Genomic DNA, 21,468 nt, shown 5'->3' with positions numbered 1-21,468 from the left:
AATTTAATTTAATGCCTCATGAATCAAGCACAACATAATTTTAATCATGAGCATATTACTGTCCTTTTAAGCGAAGCAGTTGAGCATTTAGTTTTAAAAAAAAATGGTGTTTATGTGGATTGCACCTTTGGGCGGGGTGGGCATAGCAGATTAATTCTAGAAAAGTTAAATCAAGAAGGAAGATTAATCGCGATTGATCGAGATAAATCTGCATATGAAGAAGGTTTGAAAATTAAAGATACGAGATTTGAAATTGTGCACGCACATTTTTCAGAAATCGATGAAGTTCTAGCCGCTAAAGGCATTTCAAAAGTAGATGGCGTATTACTGGATTTGGGTATTTCGTCACCACAAATTGATCAAGGCGATCGTGGTTTTAGTTTTAGATTCGATGCGCACTTAGATATGCGGATGGATCAAACAAAGGGCCTAACGGCAGCTGAACTTTTAAAAAAGATCGAACAAAAAGAATTAGAAAAGATTTTAAAAGAATATGGTGAAGAGAAATTTGCGCGAAGAATTTCTACCGCGATCATTAAAGAGAGAGATGAAGTAGGCTCGATTGAAACAACAAAACAGCTTGCAAAAATTGTCGCAGACCATATGCCCAAAAAAGAAATTGGACAAGATCCTGCAACAAGAACATTTCAAGCATTAAGAATCTATGTAAATCGAGAGCTGGAAGAGTTAAAAGAAGCGCTGCCTAAAATTTTAGAGTTATTAAAAACCGACGGCATTATGGTAGTGATTAGTTTCCACTCGCTTGAAGACAGAATTGTGAAGCAATTTATTAACGATGAAAAAAATAGAGATACTTTACCCCCTAATTTTCCAATTAGAAATGATGAGTTACCAAAACCCCGATTGAATATTGTGACAAAACCTATAAGACCAAGCGAAGCCGAGGTAAAACGTAATCCAAGAGCAAGAAGTGGAATTATGCGAGTTGCTGAAAGGACTGCGCATTAAATGACAAAAGTGAATTTTATTTTATTTTTTGTAATCCTACTTATGGCGCTTGCAAAAATAAACTCACAACATCAATCAAGAAAGCTTTATTTTGAACTTGATCAACAAAAAGAGATTAGCCAAAAGCTAAATTCTGAGTATAGCCAATTGCAACTTGAGCAGAGTACTTGGGCAATGCACGGAAGAATCGAAGAAGTTGCAAAAAAATCATTAAAAATGAAAACCCCCGAACCTAAAAAAATTATTTTATTGGAGCGGCCTTGAGTTTATTTATCAACAATAAAGTTGAGAAAACATTTTTTGAGCTCTCGGGTATTCGAAGAAGATTAATTTTGCTTTTATTCTTAGCTGGATTCCTAACGCTTATTTTTAGAGCATTCTATTTACAAAGTTTAGATAAAAAATTTTTACAGTCGAAAGGAAATGCTACGAGCACTCGAGTAATTTCTCTTTACGCAGATAGAGGAAAAATTACCGACAGGAATGGAGATATCTTAGCGATCAGCAGTCCGGTAGAGTCGGTTTGGGTAAATCCACCAAATGTCAAAATAACTAAAGATCAAAAATTAGAATTAGAAAATATTCTTAAGTTAAGTGCGAATGAGGTTGATCAAAAATTATTAAATAATAAAAAAGAATTTATATATCTCAAAAGACAAATCTCACCTGAAGATGCTAGAAGATTACAAGCGTTGAAAATACCCGGAATCTTTTTTCAAAAAGAGTTTAAGAGGTTTTATCCGGCTGCTGACATCACAGCCAATTTAGTTGGATTTACTAATCTCGATAATATAGGGCAAGAAGGCATTGAGCTTTCTCAAAATAAATTTCTTTCCGGCAAGCTCGGGAGTAAAAAAGTTATTAAAGATCGTGCTGGCAAGATTGTAGATGATCTCCAGGAAGTGAAACTGCCGCAAGATGGGCACGACATAAAGCTTTCAATAGATGCAAGAATTCAATATTTAACATATAGAGAATTAGCTAAATCAATCGAAATTCATAAAGCTAAAGCAGGCTCGGCTATAGTGCTAGATGCAAAAACGGGAGAGGTGCTAGCTATGGCTAATCTTCCTTCTTATAACCCTAATAATTTTAGGGAAGGTGGCGGCCCTTCAAGAAATCGAGCAGTGACAGATGTGTTCGAGCCTGGGTCAACAATTAAACCATTCACAGTGTCTTCAGCGTTAGACGCCGGAATTCTTAATCCAAGTTCATTGGTAGAAATTTCATCGGGATTGATGAAAATTGGATCAGCCACAATACATGATGCTCATGCTGATGGTAGCAAACCTTTTATGACAGTTTCAGAAGTGATTGCAAAGTCTTCCAATGTAGGTGCAGCAAGAATTGGATTAATGCAAACACCCAAGAGTTTGTGGTCTACTTTAAATAAAGTAGGGTTTGGAATGCAAACTTCGGCAGGGTTTCCTGGGGAAGCCTCCGGAAGACTTCGTGATTATAAAAATTGGGGCAAAGTAGACCAGGCAACTATATCTTTCGGACATGGGATTAATTTAACACTTCTTCAATTGGCTCAATCTTATACAGTTTTTGCTAACGACGGGGAAATGAAGCCAGTTACATTATTCAAAAAAGATGAAATTCCTATGGGTACAAAAGTATTCACAAAGCAAACAGCGAGAACTATGGTAGAAATGATGGAACAAGTTGTGGAAGAGGGTACTGGAGGTAATGCAAAAATTATAGGATATAGAGTTGCAGGCAAGACAGGTACCGCTGAAAAAATTGGAGCAAATGGCGCTTATGAAAAGAATAAAAATATAGGGTCATTTGTAGGTCTAGCCCCAGTTTCAAATCCAAGAATTATTATGGCAGTGATGATAGATGAACCAAGCATTGGAAGTCATTACGGAGGAGCAGTAGCGGCTCCAGTTTTTAGCAGTGTAATGGCTGACGTCATGAAGATATTAAAGATTCCACAAGATATAAAAACTCAAAATAAAGTTTTACCGCAAAATAATAAAAACATTAAAGAAACGATATGAAGAGTGTGTTAAAAAAAATTGGACATCGCATCTCTGATATATCAAACGATAGTAGGCATATAAAAAATAATTCTTTATTTTTAGCCTATCCTGGACTGCATAATGATGGAAGAGCTTATATTGAAGCGGCTATTAAAAAAGGCGCGAAAATAATACTTTATGAAAAGAAAAATTTTGTATGGAAAAAAACATGGCATACAGAACATTATGCTGTTTCAGAATTAAAAAATAAAGAAGGTGAAATTGCCCATACATTTTTTAAAAAGCCTTCGAAGCAAATACTCACTATAGGTATCACTGGCACAAACGGAAAAACATCTTGTGCGCACTGGACAGCTGAAATACAAAATCTCCTGGGCAAAAAAACAGGCGTCATAGGGACGCTGGGGTTTGGGTACAAAAAATTAAAATCACATACGTATACAACGCCTGATGCGATATCAAATCATCGTATTTTAAGACAATTTAAAAATCAAAAAATAAAATCAGCTGTAATGGAAGTTTCATCTCACGCATTGTCTCAGGGGAGAGTGAATGGAATTCTTTTCGATATTGCAGTTTTTACAAATTTATCAAGGGACCATCTAGATTACCATCTTAGCTTTCGGAATTATTTCAATGAAAAAAAGAAGTTATTTGAATTCCCATCTTTGAAAGTTGCAGTTATTAATATCGATGATTCTTATGGAAAAAAACTAAAAAATTTTCTTGTAAAGAATAAAACTAAAGTTTTAAGTTATGGAATAAAAAGTGGCGACATTAAAGCGACACACATTGAATATTCAAATTCGAGCACACGTTTCCAAATTGCATATAAAAAAGAAACATACAAAGTAGAGGCGCCTGTGGTAGGCGAGTTTAATGTATATAATTTACTAGCAGTAATTACTTCACTGATAGCATCTGGCAATTCAATAAAAAAAATTGTGAAACAAATAAGTTACATATCTCAGGTTCCAGGGAGAATGGAAAGGCTAAGATCTAAAAATACCCCAAATATCTTTATTGATTATGCTCACACACCGGACGCTTTAAAAAAAGTGCTGCAAACTCTTAAAAATCAAACTGACGGTAATCTTATCTGTGTATTTGGTTGTGGAGGAGATAGAGATGCCGGAAAAAGAAAAGATATGGCAGAGATAGCTTCTAACTTAGCTGATATTAATTTTATTACGTCAGACAATCCAAGGAATGAAAGTCCCGGAAAAATTATTAAAGAAATTAGCAAGCATATGAAAGGGTCTTATCGTATTGAATTTGATCGACATAAGGCAATAGAAAAAGCAATTATGAATGCTAAAAAAGATGACGTCGTCCTTATTGCTGGAAAGGGACATGAAACCTATCAAGAAATTAAAGGCATTAAGCATCCATTTAGTGATCAAACATGTGCAAGAAAAGCGCTCAAAGTGTACAAGGCGAGTTGAATGCGAATTACTTTAAATAAGATTAAAAAACTTGTTTCTGGCCGATATTTTGGCGATACCGCTTTGCTTCATAAAACAATAAAAAACATTTCTATCAATAGCAATGATATTAAAAATAATGATTTATTTTTAGGTATTAAAGGCGAAAAATTTGACGGGGATAATTTTGCAGAAATTGCTATTAAAAAAGGCGCATTAGCCGCAATTGTATCTAAAGACGTTAAAAATTTAGAAAATAAAATAATCGTTAAAAATGGGCGAGAAGCTTTAGGCAAGATAGCTCAGTATTGGAAAGCCCAATCTAAAATACCTCTTGTTGCTATCACAGGAAGTAATGGTAAAACCACCACTAAAGAAATGATTGGAAGTATTATTTCTTGCTATGTTGGTAGTAAATTAAAAGTCCTGATGAGCAAAGGAAATTTCAATAATGATATAGGACTTCCACTTTCCTTACTAAATATTAAAAAAACTCAAAAATTTGCTGTAGTTGAGATGGGTATGAATCATAAGGGCGAGATTAAATATTTAAGTGAAATTGCAAAACCAGATGTCGCAGTAATAACAAATATAGGAGAGGCTCATATTGAATTTTTTGGTTCAAAAGCAGGTATTGCAAAAGCAAAATCAGAAATATTTTCAGGGCTCAAAAAGAATGGCATTGCAGTTATAAATAGAGAAGATGAATTTTATAGCGTACTAAAGACTGCTGCTCTTCGTAAAAAAGTTATGACATTTGGACTAACTTCAAAATCCGATGTATATGTCAAGAAAACGGTTCAAGGCATTTCTCAAATTAAAACACCAAAAGGAATCGTGGAAATTAAAGTCAAATTAAAGGGCGAGCATAATTTAAAAAATGCATTAGCAGCCATTGCCGCTTCTATTGCACTAAAAATTCCCTTAAAGGCTATTAAGCGAGGTATTGAATCTATCAAGTCAGTACATGGAAGATTGGAACTCAAAAAAGGACTTCGTGGCTGTATCTTGATTGATGATACCTACAATGCGAATCCTGCCTCAATGCGAGCTGCAATTGATGTTCTTGCAAATCAAGACTGTGAAAAAATATTAATTATTGGTGATATGGGCGAGTTAGGAAAAAAGGAAGTTGAGTACCATAAATCAATAGGGGCTTATATCAAAAAAAATAAAATATTAGAAGTAGTTGGAACAGGAAAATTGACGAAACACGTTATAGACCATTGTAAAGGGAATGCAAAATGGTTTGAGGATAAAAAAGCACTTATAAATTACATCAAAACCAAGATAAAAAAGAATTCATGTGTACTTGTTAAAGGCTCTAGATTCATGAAAATGGAAGAGGTTGTAGATGCACTTACTTAAAATTTTTAAGAAAGATAAAAATTATGTTGCTCGAATTATTTAAGTTTTTAGCAAAAGAGATCCATGGATTTAATGTATTTAATTACATTACATTAAGAGCTGTGATGGCGACAATCACATCATTAGTTATTTCTTTCGCTTTTGGCCCTTGGCTAATCAAGAAACTTAATCAGTTCAATATAGGACAAGCTGTTAGATCAGATGGCCCCAAAGATCACTTAATTAAAACAGGCACACCCACAATGGGGGGTGGCTTGATATTGGTATCAATTATTGTATCGACATTACTTTGGGCGGACATAAGGAACAACTATATTTGGGTTTTGTTAATTGTCACGCTTGGTTTTGGCCTTATTGGATTTATTGATGACTTAAAAAAAGTTATTTATAAAGATCCGAATGGTATGAGTGCCAGGCAAAAGTATTTATGGCAATCAATCATAGGCCTTGGTGCATCTATATATCTTTGGTCTAACGCTGTTACACCCGAACAGACTTCGCTTATTCTTCCATTTTTTAAGGATGTAAGTTTTTCGATGAGTGGACCTATTTTTATACTTTTAAGTTATATCGTCATTGTAGGGAGCAGCAATGCAGTTAATCTTACAGATGGCCTCGATGGCCTAGCAATTATGCCGGCTGTATTAGTTGCAAGTGCTTTAGGGGTTTTTGCTTATGTTGCAGGTAATTATGTTATAGCTAAATATTTAGGCATTCCCTATATCAGCGGTGCTGGTGAGTTGGCTATATTTTGCACTGCAATGGCTGGTGCTGGTTTGGGATTTTTATGGTTTAACACTTATCCTGCGGAAGTATTCATGGGAGATTTAGGCGCACTTGCTCTAGGCGCTGCTATTGGCACAATTGCCGTGATTGTAAGACAGGAGATTGTTTTATTTATTATGGGCGGTATTTTTGTGGTCGAGACTTTTTCTGTTGCCATTCAAGTCATGTACTTTAAATATACTAAATTTAAATATGGTGTTGGTAAGCGAATTTTTCTTATGGCACCACTTCACCATCACTATGAGAAAAAAGGCTGGAAAGAAACGCAGGTTGTTGTTAGGTTTTGGATCATAACAATGATGCTAGTATTAATTGGGATCTCATCGCTGAAAATTAGATGAGTATCAATTTTAATAAAAAGAAAGTCTTGGTGATTGGTCTTGGAGAGACAGGGCAATCTGCCCTACATTTTTTAGCAAACAAAGAATGTGATATTCAAGCTATTGATACAAGGCCAATAATTGATAATTTTGATGCGATAAAAGAAAAATTTAAAGACGTTAAATTTACGATCGGGAAAAAATTTAACGATACCATTATTCATGATGTTGAATTAATCATAATTAGCCCAGGTATGTCGTTGAAAGAAAGTTATATTCAAAAGGCATTAAATCAAGGCATACCTGTAATTGGTGATATTGAAATGTTTGCGCAAGTTAAATCTGTGAGTTCAAAAGTGATTGGCATTACAGGTTCAAATGGCAAAACGACAGTTACTTCACTTGTTGGGGATTTATTAAAAGCGGCCGGCATATCAACTATTGTCGGAGGAAATATTGGGATCCCTATATTAAATACTTTAAATCAAAAAGCGCCAGAGGTATATGTTCTTGAGTTATCCAGCTATCAGTTGGAATCGACATATTCATTAGCGCTCGAAACTGCTGCAGTCTTAAATATTTCAGAAGACCATATGGATCGATACGGATCCATGGAAGAGTATGCTAAAGCCAAGTATAGGATATTTAATCATGCTAAAAATATTATCTTAAATAGAGAAGACGATTATCTAAAATCTCAGATTAATGAAAGCTCTTTAACATTCGGAACTCATTTGGACGAGAAAAATTATGGCATTAAAAAAAATGGTAACCAATATTTCATCGCAAAAGGTAGCGCTGAAATTATTTCTTTAGAAGACATTAAACTTAAGGGTGAACATAACATTCTAAATGTAATGGCTGCTTTGGCTCTTTGTGAGCCATTTAATATTTCAAAAGATGTGATCAAAAAAGTACTAAGTCAATTTAACGCTCCCCCACATCGAGTCGAATATGTTAACTCTATATCAGGTATTGATTTTTATAATGATTCAAAAGGTACCAACGTTGGAGCAACGATTGCTGCTATTCAAAGCATGTCCAAGCCAATCTTACTGATTGCCGGAGGGGATGGCAAAAGTCAAAATTTTAAGCCATTAATAGGCCCATCTAAGGATAAAGTAAAAAATATTTCTTTGATTGGTAAGGACGCAAAAATAATACAAGAAGTATTTAAGGGTGGGGCCATTCCAACAAGTATTGAAAAAAATCTTGAATCAGCAATTATCAAATCATTTGAGCTTGCTAAAGCGGGAGATGTAGTTCTTCTCTCTCCAGCATGTGCAAGTACCGATATGTTTAAAAATTACGTACATCGCGGTGAAGTTTTTAAGGATTGTGTGAGTAAGTTAAAAAATAAATCATGATCGATAAATTTTCTAATAAATCGACAATAGATAAACCTTCTTTTGATCAAGGCCTTTTCTGGGTTTCATTAATATTAATTGCAATTGGCCTGATTATGGTTTATTCATCCTCAATTTCTTTTGCTGAATCTAGCAAATTAACTAAACATCAAAATTACTTTTTTTTATTAAGACAATCAATTTATATTTCATTGGGATTTGTTGTCGGATTTATTATTTTCCAAATTCCTATTCGCTGGTGGCAAAAGATGTCGCCTTATTTATTTATGGCAGGCATGGTCTCACTTATTCTTGTTCTCATTCCAGGTATTGGCCATGTTGTGAATGGAAGTAGGCGTTGGATTTCATTATTTGTATTTAATATGCAGCCCTCGGAATTTATGAAATTATTTACTGCTATGTACGCTTCAGATTATGTTTTAAGAAAATCAAAAGAAATTGGGAGTTTTCTAAAAGGGTTTCTTCCAATGGCAGCAGTGATTATGTTATTAGGAGCATTGTTATTGCTTGAACCAGATTTCGGAGCATTTGCTGTAATCTTAGTCATTGCAATGTGTACCTTAATTTTAGGTGGCATAGACAAAAAAATACTGATGGGCCTTTCCATTGTTGCACCTATTGGTATGGCAGCCTTAATTTATAGCTCTGACTATAGATACCAAAGATTAGTAGGTTTTTTTAATCCATGGGCTGATCCATATGGAAAAGGTTACCAGTTATCTCACGCTCTTATAGCTTTTGGTCGTGGCGAATTTTTTGGGGTAGGGTTAGGTGGTAGTGTCGAAAAATTACTTTATTTGCCCGAAGCACACACTGATTTTATTTTGGCTGTATTAGCTGAAGAATTTGGTTTCTTTGGTGTGCTTATTGTCATTGGATTATTCTCATGGCTTGTAATTAGAGCTTTTGGTATTGCTAAAGAAGCTATTATTAATGAGAGTTATTACTCAGCTCTGTTATCTCAAGGTATTGGCATTTGGTTTGGTACGCAAGGCATTATTAACATGGGTGTCAACATGGGGCTTCTTCCTACAAAAGGGTTAACCTTGCCACTCCTTTCTTACGGTGGTAGTGGTATTTTGGCCAATATGATTGCGCTTGCGATATTACTCAGAATTGATTGGGAAAATCGAAGAGGCTTAAGAGGAATTTAACTTAGTGAAACCCAATAAAAAAATATTGATTATCGCAGGAGGAACCGGAGGACATATCTATCCAGGAATTGCGATTGCCGATTATTTGAAAGCTAAAGGATACTCAATCACTTGGCTTGGAACTTCTCATGGCATGGAAAACAGGTTAATCGATAAAAAGCCTTATCAAAAAGCCATGATTGATATTAAAGGCGTCAGAGGCAAGGGCCTGTTAAATTGGGTAAAGCTTCCATTTATGCTTTTGATTGCGTTAATACAATGTGCAAAAGTAATTGAAAAAGAAAAGCCGGATGTGGCCATTGCTATGGGGGGCTATGTTTCATTTCCGGGTGGTCTTATGTCGAGGCTTATGGGTAAGCCACTCATTGTGCATGAACAAAACTCTATCCCAGGCCTAACTAATAGATTTTTAGCAATAATCGCAACAAAAATATATTCCGCGTTTCCAATTAAACTAATGCGTGCCTCTCAAAAAATTGGCAACCCAGTGAGAGATAACATTAGGCAAATTAAACCGCCAGCCCAGAGATTTAAAAATAGAAAAGGCCCTTTGAGGCTTCTTGTTGTGGGCGGTAGTTTAGGAGCTAAATTTTTTAACGATACGATTCCTTTAAGTGTTAAACAACTCAGCCCTAAGAATAGACCGGCGATTATTCATCAATCTGGCGAGAAGCACTTTGAAGAATTAAAAGCAAGTTATAAGGAAAGTGGAATTAAAGCCGATTGCAGGGCTTATTTGGATCATATTGAAAAATTATATGAATGGGCAGACCTTGTCATAGCTAGAGCTGGCGCACTCACGGTCTCTGAATTTTCGGCAGCAGGAATTCCTAGTATATTAGTGCCATTCCCTTTTGCAGTAGATAACCATCAGTTTTATAACGCAAAATACTTAAGTGATAAGAAGGCCGCACGACTTATAATTCAGGAGGAGCTCACAACCGAATCATTGAGAAGCATACTTCAAAGTATGACAAGAAATGAATGCTTAAAAATGGCAAAAGCTGCATTGGAAAATAAAGCAACTAAACCTGAAGAAGTTATTTATAAAGCCTGCGAGCGACTAATTAACAAATGAAACACAATATCAATCGAATTCATTTTGTAGGTATAGGCGGCTCAGGAATGAGTGGCATTGCAGAAGTGATGCACAATCTAGGCTATTTTGTTTCCGGCTCCGATATTCAGGAGTCACTAGTAACCTCAAGATTAAAAGAGATCGGTATTAAGATTTTTATTAATCATGCAGCAGATAACATTAAAGATGTTGATGTTTTAGTGATTTCTTCTGCAATCGATCAAGATAATCCAGAGTTAAAAGCTGCTATTACAAATAAAATACCAATTATGCCTAGGGCAGAAATGCTTTCAGAATTAATGCGCTTTAAAAAAGGTATTGCAGTAGCCGGCACTCATGGCAAAACAACCACCACGAGTTTAATCGCTTCCATTTTGGCCGAAGCTTCAATGGATCCTACTTATGTAATTGGCGGAAGACTTTCTTCCTTGAATGCAAATGCAAAATTAGGAAATGGTGAGTATATCGTGGTGGAAGCTGATGAGTCAGACGCATCATTTTTGCATTTGACACCTGTATATTCTATCGTGACAAATATTGATCAAGATCATATGGAAACATATGACAATGATTTTGAAAAACTTAAAAAAACATATATAGAATTCATACATCGATTACCTTTTTATGGCGTGGTAATTGTGTGTATCGATGATCCAGTTATCAAATCTATTCTTCCTGAAATTTCTAGACCTATCATAACTTATGGTTTATCAAATGATGCAGATGTGCATGCTGAAGAAGTTTTAGCAGATGCAGGTAAAATGCATTTTAAAGTGACGATTAAACACACTGATGTTGTTAAAAAACCAATGACTTTAAATCTACCGGGCAAGCATTATGTTAGAAATGCATTGGCAGCAATAGCACTTGCAGACGAGCTCGAGATACCGATTTCAAAAACAATCGATGCATTAAAGCATTTTAAAGGTGTAGGCCGAAGATTCGAGACTTATAAAGATTTAATATTTGATAAAAAATCTTTTACTCTGGTTGATGATTATGGGCATCACCCGGTCGAAATTGAAGCAGTCCTTGACGCAGCGCGAGATGCATATCCAGGTAAATCGATCTATCTTGTTTTTCAGCCTCATCGCTACACCAGAACGAGAGATTGTTTTGATGAGTTTGTAAGGGTGCTTCAAAAAGCAGATAAAACACTTCTCACTGATATTTATTCGGCTGGCGAAAAAGTAATTCCAGGGGTAAGTTCCATAGCGATCATGGATAGTATGAATAAAATTATGAAAAAAGTTTCTTTTGAAAAAGATATTGCAGATTTAGCTAAAACAGCGCTTCAACATATTGAACAAGATTCCATCTTAATTGTGATGGGCGCAGGCTCAATAGGAAGAGTGACGAAAGATATATTGAATATTGTGAAGTCATGACGAATGCAATGATATTAAAAAATGTGCCATTAACCAAATACAACAGTTGGCGGGTAGGCGGTGCTGCCGATGCTTTATTTACACCTAAAAATTTAGAAGATTTAAAAAATTTCTTAAAAGATGAACACTATTTAAAGCCGCTCACTTTTATTGGATTGGGATCAAATATTTTAGTGAGAGATGGAGGTATCCGGGGAACGGTTATTGTAATGCATGCAGCTTTAAATGAAATTCAAATGACTGATAAGGGTGTGTATGCAGAAGCAGGTAATACCTGCGCAAAAATTGCAAAAACTCTTGCTAGAGAGCATTACGTTGGCGGAGAATTTTTTGCTGGTATTCCAGGCACAGTCGGAGGAGCTTTGGCGATGAATGCCGGATGCTACGGTTCTGAAACATGGAATTATGTGACCCAGATAAATATGATTGATGATAATGGCAATATAGTTACAAGATTAAGAGATGAATTTAAAATTTCTTACCGAGAAGTAATTAAGCCAAATTCAAAAGAGTGGTTTGTAGGTGCCTGGTTTAATTTTAAAAAAGATATGGCAGGCGACCCAGAAAGTAAGATCAAGGAATATCTTAACCATAGGAAAAACACTCAACCCCTTAATTGGCCAACAGCAGGCTCAACATTTAGAAATCCAAAAGATACTTTTGCAGCAAAACTCATTGAAGACTGCGGATTAAAAGGTTTTAGAGTTGGCAACGCTGAAGTTTCAGATAAACATGCCAATTTTATTATTAATTTAGGTAATGCGTCTGCAAAAGACATTGAAAATATTATTGACTATGTTGAATGCGAAGTCTTTAAAAGAAAAGGTATTAAGCTCGAAAGGGAAATTAAAATTTTAGGGGACTTTCTAGGTTGATGAATGAATTTGGAAAAGTTGCAGTGCTTATGGGTGGATACTCTAATGAGAGAGCTGTTTCACTTCTCAGTGGCGATGCTGTATTTCGTGCTTTAAGCCGATTAGGCATTGATGCTGAAGCTTTTGATCCTTCAGTTAGAGATATTGAAGATATTAAAAGTTACGACAGAGTTTTTATAGCCTTACACGGAAGAGGCGGTGAAGACGGATCTATGCAAGCTTTTTTAAAGTCGAAAAATGTTGCATATACCGGAAGCGATTCCTTAAGTTCTGCCATTGGAATGGACAAACTTAAAACGAAATTATTATGGCGTTCATTAAACATTTCAACACCAGATTTTCTCCAGGTAACTGAGAAAACCTTATATGCAGAAATCGTTCATTTAATTGGATCACCATTTTTTATTAAACCATCAAATGAAGGTTCAAGTATAGGTATTGATAAGATAAAAAACGAACAACAATATAAAGAAGCTTTTTTAAAAACATCGAGGATTGATGCAAATGTAATCGTTGAGAAATTTGTGGACGGCGAAGAATATACAGTGGGTATTGTGGATGGTCAAACCCTTCCAGTCATTAAGATTAAGCCAAGCAATGAGTTTTATGATTACGAAGCAAAATATCTTAAAGATGACACGCAATATATTTGCCCTTCAGGGATAGAAAAAAATAAAGAAGCTTTAATAGCTCAAGAAGCTTTGGCGGCCTTCAACTCAATTGGGTGCTCTAGCTGGGGTCGTGTTGATTTTATGATGGATAAAAAAAGTGATCACTATTTTATAGAAGTGAATACGTCTCCTGGAATGACTAATCATAGTTTAGTTCCTATGGCTGCGAAGGAGATGGGTATAGATTTTGATCAATTAGTTTTGAAGATATTAAAAACCGCACATGTTAAATAACTATTTAAAAATTTATTGGTTAGGCAATTTAGTTTTTTTACTTAATATTATTTTGATACTTTTTTTAATTAGTTACCAATTTATGCATTTTGCTAAATTTCCAATTAGAGAAATTAAGGTAGTAGGTCAATATCAGCACCTTGATGAAGATCAGGTAAGTATGATTTCAGACCGATTTGTAAAAGGCAATTTTTTTTCACTAGATTTATATAGTACTAAAGAGGCATTTACAAAATTACCTTGGATAAGAAACGTAAGTTTAAAAAGAGTCTGGCCTGATCGATTGGAAGTGTTTGTCGAGGAGCATCAAGTTATAGGAAGGTGGGGAGCCATTGCCTTAGTAAATGAGAATGGTGAAATTTTTCATGGAGCATCTGATGAAGACCTCCCTTTATTTTTTGGACCAGAAGGTACCGAGAACTATATAGCACTGGAGTATAAAAAAATGCAAAGTATTTTAGATAAAAAACAATTAAAAATTGCGCAAGTCTCTCTATCTTCTCGGTACACTTGGGACATTAGAACCACTAATAATATGAAAATAATTTTAAGTAAAGATAATGTCGAAGAAAGTCTATCTCGCTTTATGGCTCAGTACGACAATATTTTGGCTTCCGTTAAGCGAATTGGCTCTGCCGACTTAAGATATCCAAATGGTTTTGCTATTAAGAAATCTACTGAACCAATCCAAAAGATTGATAGTGGTGAGAGGCCGCTTATATGATCAAACAAAAAGAAGAAAAAAATCTCATCGTAGGGCTTGATATTGGAACATCCAAAATTGTGGCTATTGTCGCTGAATTACAACCAGATGGTTTATTGAATGTGATCGGATTAGGTCAACATAGCTCAAAAGGATTAAAGAAGGGCGTGGTCATTAATATTGATGCCACTATGGAGGCGATTCAAAGAGCTATTGAAGAAGCGGAATTGATGGCAAATTGTAAGATTACCGATGTTTATACTGGTATCGCAGGAAGCCATATAAAAAGTATAAATTCTCATGGGATGGTCAAAATTAAAGATGCTGAGGTCTCTCAATTAGACGTTGATAAAGTGATTGAAACTGCATGTGCTATTACACTCCCCAACGATCAACAAGTTCTACACATATTGACGCAAGAATATGTGATTGATGGGCAGGAAGATGTTAGACAGCCACTTGGTATGAGCGGTATGAAGTTAGAAGTGAAGGTTCATATTGTCACAGGCGCGATTGCAGCCGCGCAAAATATTGTTAAATGTATTAAGCGTTGTGGGCTTGAAGTGTCTGAATTAGTCCTTCAGCCTTTGGCTTCAAGCATGGCTGTCCTTACTGATGATGAAAAAGAATTGGGCGTTTGTTTGGTTGATATTGGAGGAGGTACAACTGATATCGCAGTATTAAGACATGGGTCTATTCGACATACGGCTGTGATTCCGATTGCAGGTGATCAGATAAATAATGATATTGCAGTAGCATTTAGAACACCTTTACCATCAGCAGAAGAGATAAAAATCAAACATGGTTACGCCGCAAGAAGCTTGGCTTCTGCTTCAGAGCAAATTGAAATTCCTGTAGTAGATGGAAAAGAATCTAAAACTATCTCAACACTGTCATTGGCAGAGGTCATTGAAGCTCGCCTAGTTGAGCTTTATGAACTTGTAGCTCACGAGTTGAAACGAAGCGGTATGGAAGATATGATAGCTTCTGGAATTGTGATTACTGGCGGATCATCATTGATGAAAGGTATGGTCAACCTTGGAGAAAGTGTATTTAGGATGCCGGTCAGAATTGGCACGCCCAGAAATGTAGGCGGTTTGTCTGAAGTTGTCGACAATCCTAGGTACTCAACAGGTATTGGGTTGTTACTGATGGGTAAGGGGCAGTTAGAGAAAGAAATGATGGATCAAATTGATGGTAATTCAATAAATCAAATCTTTATGAAAATGAAGAATTGGTTTCAAGGTAACTTTTAATTCTTGGAGATAGGATATGTTTGAAGTTGTTGATAGCAAGTCACAAAATGCCATCATAAAAGTCATTGGTGTCGGTGGCTGTGGCGGAAATGCTATTGATCATATGATCGATAAGAATTTAACAGGCGTTGAATTCATCTGTGCCAACACTGATATGCAAGCACTGAAAAAAAGTCGGGCAAGCCATATATTGCAGATTGGTCAGGAGATGACTAAAGGTTTAGGCGCAGGGGCCAAGCCTGAAATTGGAAAACAAGCCGCTCTTGATGATAAAGAAAAAATTATTAGCTCTATTAAAGGTGCTGATATGTTATTTATTACAGCAGGTATGGGAGGCGGAACTGGCACGGGCGCTGCACCTGTAATTGCACAAATTGCAAAAGAATTAGGTATTTTAACTATTGCAGTTGTAACTAAACCTTTTTTATTTGAAGGTAAAAGAACAGCGATTGCAACTGATGGTATTAATGAATTAGTTCAGCATGTAGATTCTCTAATTGTTATCCCAAATGAAAAGTTAATGGAAGTTTTAGGTGAGCACATCCCATTCTTAGAAGCCTTTAATGCAGCAAATGACGTTCTCCATAACGCAGTTTCAGGTATTTCAGAAATTATCAATAGCCCAGGGTTGGTAAATGTTGATTTTGCTGACGTTAAAACTGTTATGAGTGAAATGGGAATGGCGATGATTGGTTCTGGTGTTGCTCAGGGTGAACATCGAGCATATAAAGCCTCTCAAGCTGCAGTTGCAAGTCCTCTTTTAGAGGATGTGAATTTAGTAAATGCGCGCGGTGTATTAGTAAATATCTCTGCAAGTAGTAAATTTACACTCAAGGAATACCATGAAGTTATGGAAACGATTAAACAATTTGCAGCTATTGATTCCACAGTGATCGTCGGTAATGTAATTGACGAGGCAATGGGAGATTCTATTCGAGTTACTGTTGTAGCGACAGGGCTGGCTCAAAACGTAAAACAAAGGATGCCCCGAATCGAACCCAGATCTATGATGCAAAATAAACAAAGCACGACCCAAGAAGAGCCATCTCTAGATGACGAACCAGATGTATTTAGCTCTAATGAAAATAGGGCTCAAGTTGAAATCATGAAAATGTCAGGTATGGAAGAATATGATATCCCTGCATTTTTGAGAAAAAAAGGCGAGTAAGTACTCAATGATTAAACAAAGAACTATTCAAAAATCTGTGCAGACTTCTGGTGTCGGTCTTCATAATGGTGAAAAAGTGACAATGACTTTAAAGCCTGCCGAAGCGGATCAAGGCATTGTTTTTAGAAGAGTTGATCAAAAGAAAAGTAATGAGATAAAAGTAAGCCCTGATGCTGTGAAAGATACCAAAATGTGTTCAGCTATTGGTCAAGATACTTCGCGTGTAGCTACCGTTGAACATTTAATGTCTGCATTATCAGCCACAGGTGTTGATAACATTATTATTGAACTGAATGGGCCTGAAGTGCCCATTATGGATGGAAGCTCAATACCCTTTATTTATCTTCTTCAAACAGCGAAGCTTAAAGAACTAGATGCTGCGAAAAAATTTGTCTTGATTAACGATGTAATTGAAGTAAAAGATAAAGACAAGTGGGCGAGGTTTGAGCCTTACGATGGATTTAAAATTGATTTTACTATCGATTTTCCCCATCCCGTGTTTGATACATCGACCAACAAAGTCGCTTTGGACTTTTACGATGAATCCTATATCACAGAAATTAGTCGAGCACGTACATTTGGATTTATGCAGGAAGTTGAATACTTAAGATCTAATGGTCTAGCTAGAGGTGGCTCACTCGATAATGCAATTGTCTTAGATGAGTACAAAATTATTAATACAGACGGATTGCGATACAACGACGAGTTTGTGAGACATAAAATACTTGATGCTGTGGGCGATTTATACATGCTAGGCTACTCAATCATAGGTAATTTCAAAGCATACAAATCTGGCCATGAATTGAATAACAAATTATTACTTGCATTACTTTCAAATAAGAAATGCTGGAGCTTAACAACATTAGATAGCCAAGATCCCAAGACTTCTAATTTAGCAATGCGTTATGCTAATTCTAAGAATGGAATTTTAAATCAAGAAATGGTAGGAGTTTATCAATGAATATTTTAAGACTTTTTATATTTTTATTGCTTGCAATATTAGTTGTATTCACATTTTTGTATCTAAATACAAAGAATAAAAAATATTTGAAGTATTTAAAACTTACTACAAATGTCACATTAATTTTAATTCTTATATTTATCTTAAGAATGCTTTAATTTCGAATTGGCTAATTCAAAAAAAACAATTGCAATTTTTGGAGCATCAGGATTTTTAGGGTCCAGCCTCGTTTTAGCTCTAAGCCAATCTAATCACAATCTAAAATTATTCTCTAGAAATAAAGAAAAAATTAAATTATGGACCGTCAATCCATATGTTCAAATATTTGACTTGGATTTAGATAATCTTGCGCAAGTAAAAAAAGATTTAAAAAAGACAGATGTTGTAATTAACCTCTTAGGTATTCTTCACCAATCTAAAAAAGAGACTTTTGAGAATATTCACCATATTTGGCCAGATCATTTGGCAAAAGTCATGAAGGATTTAGGTATTAAGCGATTGCTTCATGTAAGCGCGTTAGGTGCAAGTAGCAATGCTCCGAGTTTATATCTTAAATCTAAAGCTCTTGGCGAGTCTGAATTGTTTAAACAAAAAGATCTAAACGTAACTATACTAAGACCGTCTATCATCTTTGGGGCAAAAGATAACTTTATTAATATGTTTAGAATTCTTGTGAAGTGGCTGCCAGGAATAGTTCTTTTGTCACCCCAATCTAAATTTCAACCCATTTTTATTGAGGATGTATCAAAAATTCTAATTAAGACACTTTTTGATAAAAAGACATACGGCAACATTTATGATCTTGGTGGGCCTGATATTTACTCACTTAAAGATATTATTCGTCTTATTATTCGATCAGAGAAATTGACTCGGCTAATCATCCCTCTCAATAGAAGCCTTTCATATCTATTTGCTTTAAGTATGGAAATGATGCCAATTAAAATATTGACGCGCGACAATTGGAGGTCTATGCAAGTTGATAATGTAGTGAATCCAAAACGCGCAATCTCTTACCGATATTCTTTAGAGCGCTTAGAGCATTACCTATGTAATAAGAAAAATAGACCTCTAGCGCGTTCAAAATATGATGTTTATAGAAGTAAATCTGGAAGATAAATGAAAGTATATCTTGTAGGTGGAGCTGTTCGGGATCAAATTATGGGCTTATCTGTTAAAGATAAAGACTATGTAGTTGTAGGATCGACTTCAGAAGAAATGGTTAAGTTAGGTTATAAGCCTGTAGGCAAAGATTTCCCTGTTTTCTTGCATCCTAAAACACATCAAGAATATGCATTGGCAAGAACGGAGCGTAAAGTTTCAAAAGGGTATAAGGGTTTTAAAGTTTACGCTTCAAAAGAGGTGACGCTAGAAGAAGATCTGCAACGACGAGATCTTACAATTAATGCGATAGCAAAAGACAAAAAAGGACAGTTTGTTGATCCCTTTGGTGGCATGAAAGATATTAAAAATAGAGTGTTACGCCATGTGAGCCCTGCCTTTGTGGAAGATCCAATTCGAGTGTTACGTATCGCCAGATTTTCTGCTCGATTTTACAAGTTTAAAATTCATCCCAAGACAGAAGCATTGCTCAAGAAGATTGTAAAAAATAAAGAAATCGAAACCTTAGCGTCTGAAAGAGTCTGGCATGAATTTTCAGTTGGTTTTACAGAGAAAAAATCTTATTTGATGCTTGATGTGCTTAACCGATGTGGCGCTCTTAAATTAATACTACCAGAATTAGATTATCAAAAAAATAAAAACTCAATTAAAAAAAGTTTAGAGTATGCAGCTAAAAACAAATACTCAAATGATATTAGAGCAGCAATATTTTTTTTGTATACCTACCCTTTAAAAGTCAGCACTAAATGTAATGACAAAATTTATATGAGACTTTCTATACCGAATGCCGTAAAAAAATTAGTAGAAAAGGTAATATTTAATCTATCTGAATTGAAGCAATTTCAAAAACTTAAACCGCGTCAAGTTTTAGATTTGATCTACAAAATGGATTTATTTAGGAATCCGGACATTCTTCCAGACGTAATGTGCATTTTCGAGGCTTATATCGAAGGCCAGCAAAGTCAGAAAAAAACAGCACAGACTGCTTTGAAATTATTACAAAAGTATTTGAAACGCCTTAATAAATTAAATCTTGGCGCTATTAGCCAAAATAAAAGTGGCGTCGATATTAAGGCTGCTATTTATGAAGCGCGACTTGCTGAATTGGTCAAGCTTATCTAGCTTGACTGAGTAAGCTGAGTAATTTTTGTAATTCGTTTATTTACAAAAATTGTTTTTTTATTCTGTCTTGAGACTAATATTGTTTTCATGCCTATCTTGTATGCTGTTTTTAAATTAGCAAGATCATCTTCTACCATTGTGCATTGATAAGCCTTTTTTCCGAGATGCCTTAAAATTTTCCTAAACGCAATGAGAGAAGGTTTTGGATTATATTTCGTTGACTCAATGCTATAAATTGCTGAAAAATATTTTTCAATGTTTAATGATTTAATAATTGCTATTGCATAATGAAGAGGGGCATTTGTAAAAACAATCTTTTTACCCCTGAGTTTTTTTAAGGTATTTTTTAAGGCGTGAGATTGCTTAACGAATTTAGAAAGTTCATATGCATCGTGTGTCTTCAGTAAAAATTCTTTTGGATCGACACCGTGAATTTCCATGAGCCCCTTCAAAGTCGCACCATAGACTTTCCAATATTGGTCCCGAATTTCATGTGCAGCATCATTGCTAATATTAAGTTTTTGACTTACATATGTAGTCATAGACTGATTAATGCGTGGAAATATTTTAGAACTTGCGTCGTGGAGCGTGTCGTCTAAATCAAAAATCCAAATTTTTGACAATTATTTTGCCTTAATTAAAGTGCCTACACCCTCGTCAGTTAGTACTTCTAATAAAAGCGCGTGCTGCACTCTCCCATCAATTATATGAACACTTTTTACTCCGCTTCTTGCAGCGTCAAGGGCTGAACTTATTTTAGGAAGCATACCGCCTGATAACGTTCCGTCTTCTACAAGCTTATCTATCTCATTCGGGGTTAATCCCGTAAGAAGTGAACCTTTTTTGTCTAGAACACCTGGTGTATTTGTAAGTAGGATTAATTTTTCAGCGTTTAATACTTCAGATAATTTTCCTGCGACGAGATCGGCATTAATATTATAAGTCTCTCCATTTGCTCCTACTCCAATTGGTGCTATGACAGGAATAAAATCTCCCTCATCTAAAAAATTAATAATACTAGGATTAATTGATGCAATTTCCCCTACATGACCAAGATCAATTGTTTTTTTAGGGTCTATATCATTTTGTACAATGAGTTTTTTAGCGTGAATAAAATTTCCATCTTGGCCTGTGAGACCCACCGCTTTTCCGCCATGTCTATTGATGAGATTTACAATCTCTTTATTCACCTGGCCACCTAAAACCATTTCTACTATATCCATAGTTTCAGCATCAGTTACCCTCATACCTTGAATAAACTCACCTTTTTTACCTAGCTTATCGAGATGTTCATCTATTTGAGGACCACCACCATGAACAACAACGGGGTTCATGCCAACTAATTTTAAAAGTACGACGTCGCTAGCAAATGACTGTTTTAAATTTTCGTCGACCATGGCATTACCTCCATACTTAATGACGATGGTTTTGCCAAAGAATTTTTTGATGTACGGTAAAGCCTCGCTTAATATTTTGGCTTTGTGTTCCGGCTGAATATTTTGACTCATTTTTATGCC

At 35.4% G+C, this 21,468-nt stretch carries 20 protein-coding genes; 18 read left to right on the top strand and 2 right to left on the bottom strand.

What is annotated here, in order from left to right; translation table 11 throughout:
• Nucleotides 1–18 precede the first annotated feature (18 nt).
• The 18 genes from rsmH (at nt 19) to FIT70_RS05660 (ending at nt 19,951) form a co-directional block, all read left to right on the top strand.
• A complete protein-coding gene (rsmH, locus tag FIT70_RS05745; protein WP_139884685.1) occupies nt 19–969 on the top strand; it encodes a 16S rRNA (cytosine(1402)-N(4))-methyltransferase RsmH in 951 nt (316 codons plus the stop codon).
• Nucleotides 970–1,233: a cell division protein FtsL gene (gene ftsL, locus FIT70_RS05740; protein WP_139874807.1), complete on the top strand. Its 264-nt coding sequence runs from the start codon at nt 970–972 to the stop codon at nt 1,231–1,233. It abuts the gene before it with no gap.
• A complete protein-coding gene (locus FIT70_RS05735) occupies nt 1,230–2,975 on the top strand; it encodes a peptidoglycan D,D-transpeptidase FtsI family protein (RefSeq protein ID WP_223257722.1) in 1,746 nt (581 codons plus the stop codon). The genes ftsL and FIT70_RS05735 overlap by 4 nt, the downstream gene beginning before the upstream one ends.
• Nucleotides 2,972–4,402 (top strand): UDP-N-acetylmuramoyl-L-alanyl-D-glutamate--2,6-diaminopimelate ligase, encoded by a 1,431-nt coding sequence (locus tag FIT70_RS05730; RefSeq protein WP_139931117.1) that lies wholly within the window; start codon nt 2,972–2,974, stop codon nt 4,400–4,402. Before FIT70_RS05735 ends, FIT70_RS05730 begins: the two co-directional genes overlap by 4 nt.
• On the top strand, nt 4,403–5,749 hold the full coding sequence (locus FIT70_RS05725) for a UDP-N-acetylmuramoyl-tripeptide--D-alanyl-D-alanine ligase (protein WP_139931115.1): 1,347 nt from the start codon (nt 4,403–4,405) through the stop codon (nt 5,747–5,749).
• 23 nt (nt 5,750–5,772) lie between these two features.
• Nucleotides 5,773–6,876, top strand: a complete 1,104-nt coding sequence (gene mraY / locus FIT70_RS05720) for a phospho-N-acetylmuramoyl-pentapeptide-transferase (RefSeq protein ID WP_139874804.1) — start codon at nt 5,773–5,775, stop codon at nt 6,874–6,876.
• On the top strand, nt 6,873–8,222 hold the full coding sequence (gene murD, locus FIT70_RS05715) for a UDP-N-acetylmuramoyl-L-alanine--D-glutamate ligase (RefSeq protein ID WP_139931113.1): 1,350 nt from the start codon (nt 6,873–6,875) through the stop codon (nt 8,220–8,222). The genes mraY and murD overlap by 4 nt, the downstream gene beginning before the upstream one ends.
• Nucleotides 8,219–9,376: a putative lipid II flippase FtsW gene (gene ftsW / locus FIT70_RS05710; protein ID WP_139870627.1), complete on the top strand. Its 1,158-nt coding sequence runs from the start codon at nt 8,219–8,221 to the stop codon at nt 9,374–9,376. The genes murD and ftsW overlap by 4 nt, the downstream gene beginning before the upstream one ends.
• Nucleotides 9,377–9,380: 4 nt before the next feature.
• Nucleotides 9,381–10,454: an undecaprenyldiphospho-muramoylpentapeptide beta-N-acetylglucosaminyltransferase gene (murG, locus tag FIT70_RS05705; protein WP_139931112.1), complete on the top strand. Its 1,074-nt coding sequence runs from the start codon at nt 9,381–9,383 to the stop codon at nt 10,452–10,454.
• The gene (gene murC / locus FIT70_RS05700) at nt 10,451–11,842 is read left to right on the top strand and encodes a UDP-N-acetylmuramate--L-alanine ligase (RefSeq protein WP_139870625.1); all 1,392 of its coding nucleotides are present in this window, start codon (nt 10,451–10,453) and stop codon (nt 11,840–11,842) included. Before murG ends, murC begins: the two co-directional genes overlap by 4 nt.
• The gene (gene murB / locus FIT70_RS05695; protein ID WP_139870624.1) at nt 11,839–12,717 is read left to right on the top strand and encodes a UDP-N-acetylmuramate dehydrogenase; all 879 of its coding nucleotides are present in this window, start codon (nt 11,839–11,841) and stop codon (nt 12,715–12,717) included. The genes murC and murB overlap by 4 nt, the downstream gene beginning before the upstream one ends.
• Nucleotides 12,717–13,622 (top strand): D-alanine--D-alanine ligase, encoded by a 906-nt coding sequence (locus FIT70_RS05690; RefSeq protein ID WP_139931110.1) that lies wholly within the window; start codon nt 12,717–12,719, stop codon nt 13,620–13,622. Before murB ends, FIT70_RS05690 begins: the two co-directional genes overlap by 1 nt.
• Entirely contained in the window at nt 13,612–14,346 is a 735-nt protein-coding gene (locus tag FIT70_RS05685; protein ID WP_139868332.1) for a cell division protein FtsQ/DivIB, read from the top strand. The genes FIT70_RS05690 and FIT70_RS05685 overlap by 11 nt, the downstream gene beginning before the upstream one ends.
• The gene (ftsA, locus tag FIT70_RS05680; protein WP_139868330.1) at nt 14,343–15,581 is read left to right on the top strand and encodes a cell division protein FtsA; all 1,239 of its coding nucleotides are present in this window, start codon (nt 14,343–14,345) and stop codon (nt 15,579–15,581) included. Before FIT70_RS05685 ends, ftsA begins: the two co-directional genes overlap by 4 nt.
• A gap of 16 nt (nt 15,582–15,597) precedes the next feature.
• Nucleotides 15,598–16,749 (top strand): cell division protein FtsZ, encoded by a 1,152-nt coding sequence (gene ftsZ / locus FIT70_RS05675; protein WP_139870621.1) that lies wholly within the window; start codon nt 15,598–15,600, stop codon nt 16,747–16,749.
• A 7-nt stretch (nt 16,750–16,756) separates the two neighbouring features.
• Nucleotides 16,757–17,710, top strand: coding sequence for a UDP-3-O-acyl-N-acetylglucosamine deacetylase (gene lpxC / locus FIT70_RS05670; RefSeq protein ID WP_139870620.1), 954 nt, complete (start codon nt 16,757–16,759; stop codon nt 17,708–17,710).
• Between the two features lie 165 nt (nt 17,711–17,875).
• Nucleotides 17,876–18,826, top strand: a complete 951-nt coding sequence (locus tag FIT70_RS05665) for a complex I NDUFA9 subunit family protein (protein ID WP_139868324.1) — start codon at nt 17,876–17,878, stop codon at nt 18,824–18,826.
• Nucleotides 18,827–19,951 (top strand): tRNA nucleotidyltransferase/poly(A) polymerase-related protein, encoded by a 1,125-nt coding sequence (locus FIT70_RS05660; RefSeq protein WP_139874798.1) that lies wholly within the window; start codon nt 18,827–18,829, stop codon nt 19,949–19,951.
• On the opposite strand, the gene FIT70_RS05655 is transcribed toward FIT70_RS05660, so the two are convergent.
• Both FIT70_RS05655 and argB read right to left on the bottom strand, forming a co-directional pair.
• Complete coding sequence (locus FIT70_RS05655; protein WP_139870618.1) at nt 19,948–20,574, bottom strand: pyrimidine 5'-nucleotidase; 627 nt, start codon at nt 20,572–20,574, stop codon at nt 19,948–19,950. The two genes, FIT70_RS05660 and FIT70_RS05655, sit on opposite strands and share 4 nt — an antisense overlap.
• Nucleotides 20,575–21,459: an acetylglutamate kinase gene (gene argB / locus FIT70_RS05650; RefSeq protein WP_139874796.1), complete on the bottom strand. Its 885-nt coding sequence runs from the start codon at nt 21,457–21,459 to the stop codon at nt 20,575–20,577.
• Between the last annotated feature and the right edge of the window lie 9 nt (nt 21,460–21,468).

The sequence above is a fragment of the Candidatus Methylopumilus universalis genome (assembly GCF_006364435.1).
In the GTDB taxonomy this organism is placed as follows: Bacteria; Pseudomonadota; Gammaproteobacteria; order Burkholderiales; family Methylophilaceae; genus Methylopumilus; species Methylopumilus universalis.
The sequence above is the reverse complement of the archived record's forward strand: the minus strand, read 5'-3'. Positions and strand labels throughout refer to the sequence as shown.

Coding starts and splice junctions, on each gene's coding strand:
- rsmH (WP_139884685.1), top strand. CDS start 19: ATGAATCAAGCACAACATAATTTTAATCATGAGCATATTACTGTCCTT.
- ftsL (WP_139874807.1), top strand. CDS start 970: ATGACAAAAGTGAATTTTATTTTATTTTTTGTAATCCTACTTATGGCG.
- FIT70_RS05730 (WP_139931117.1), top strand. CDS start 2,972: ATGAAGAGTGTGTTAAAAAAAATTGGACATCGCATCTCTGATATATCA.
- FIT70_RS05725 (WP_139931115.1), top strand. CDS start 4,403: ATGCGAATTACTTTAAATAAGATTAAAAAACTTGTTTCTGGCCGATAT.
- mraY (WP_139874804.1), top strand. CDS start 5,773: ATGTTGCTCGAATTATTTAAGTTTTTAGCAAAAGAGATCCATGGATTT.
- murD (WP_139931113.1), top strand. CDS start 6,873: ATGAGTATCAATTTTAATAAAAAGAAAGTCTTGGTGATTGGTCTTGGA.
- ftsW (WP_139870627.1), top strand. CDS start 8,219: ATGATCGATAAATTTTCTAATAAATCGACAATAGATAAACCTTCTTTT.
- murC (WP_139870625.1), top strand. CDS start 10,451: ATGAAACACAATATCAATCGAATTCATTTTGTAGGTATAGGCGGCTCA.
- murB (WP_139870624.1), top strand. CDS start 11,839: ATGACGAATGCAATGATATTAAAAAATGTGCCATTAACCAAATACAAC.
- FIT70_RS05690 (WP_139931110.1), top strand. CDS start 12,717: ATGAATGAATTTGGAAAAGTTGCAGTGCTTATGGGTGGATACTCTAAT.
- FIT70_RS05685 (WP_139868332.1), top strand. CDS start 13,612: ATGTTAAATAACTATTTAAAAATTTATTGGTTAGGCAATTTAGTTTTT.
- ftsA (WP_139868330.1), top strand. CDS start 14,343: ATGATCAAACAAAAAGAAGAAAAAAATCTCATCGTAGGGCTTGATATT.
- ftsZ (WP_139870621.1), top strand. CDS start 15,598: ATGTTTGAAGTTGTTGATAGCAAGTCACAAAATGCCATCATAAAAGTC.
- lpxC (WP_139870620.1), top strand. CDS start 16,757: ATGATTAAACAAAGAACTATTCAAAAATCTGTGCAGACTTCTGGTGTC.
- FIT70_RS05660 (WP_139874798.1), top strand. CDS start 18,827: ATGAAAGTATATCTTGTAGGTGGAGCTGTTCGGGATCAAATTATGGGC.
- argB (WP_139874796.1), bottom strand. CDS start 21,459: ATGAGTCAAAATATTCAGCCGGAACACAAAGCCAAAATATTAAGCGAG.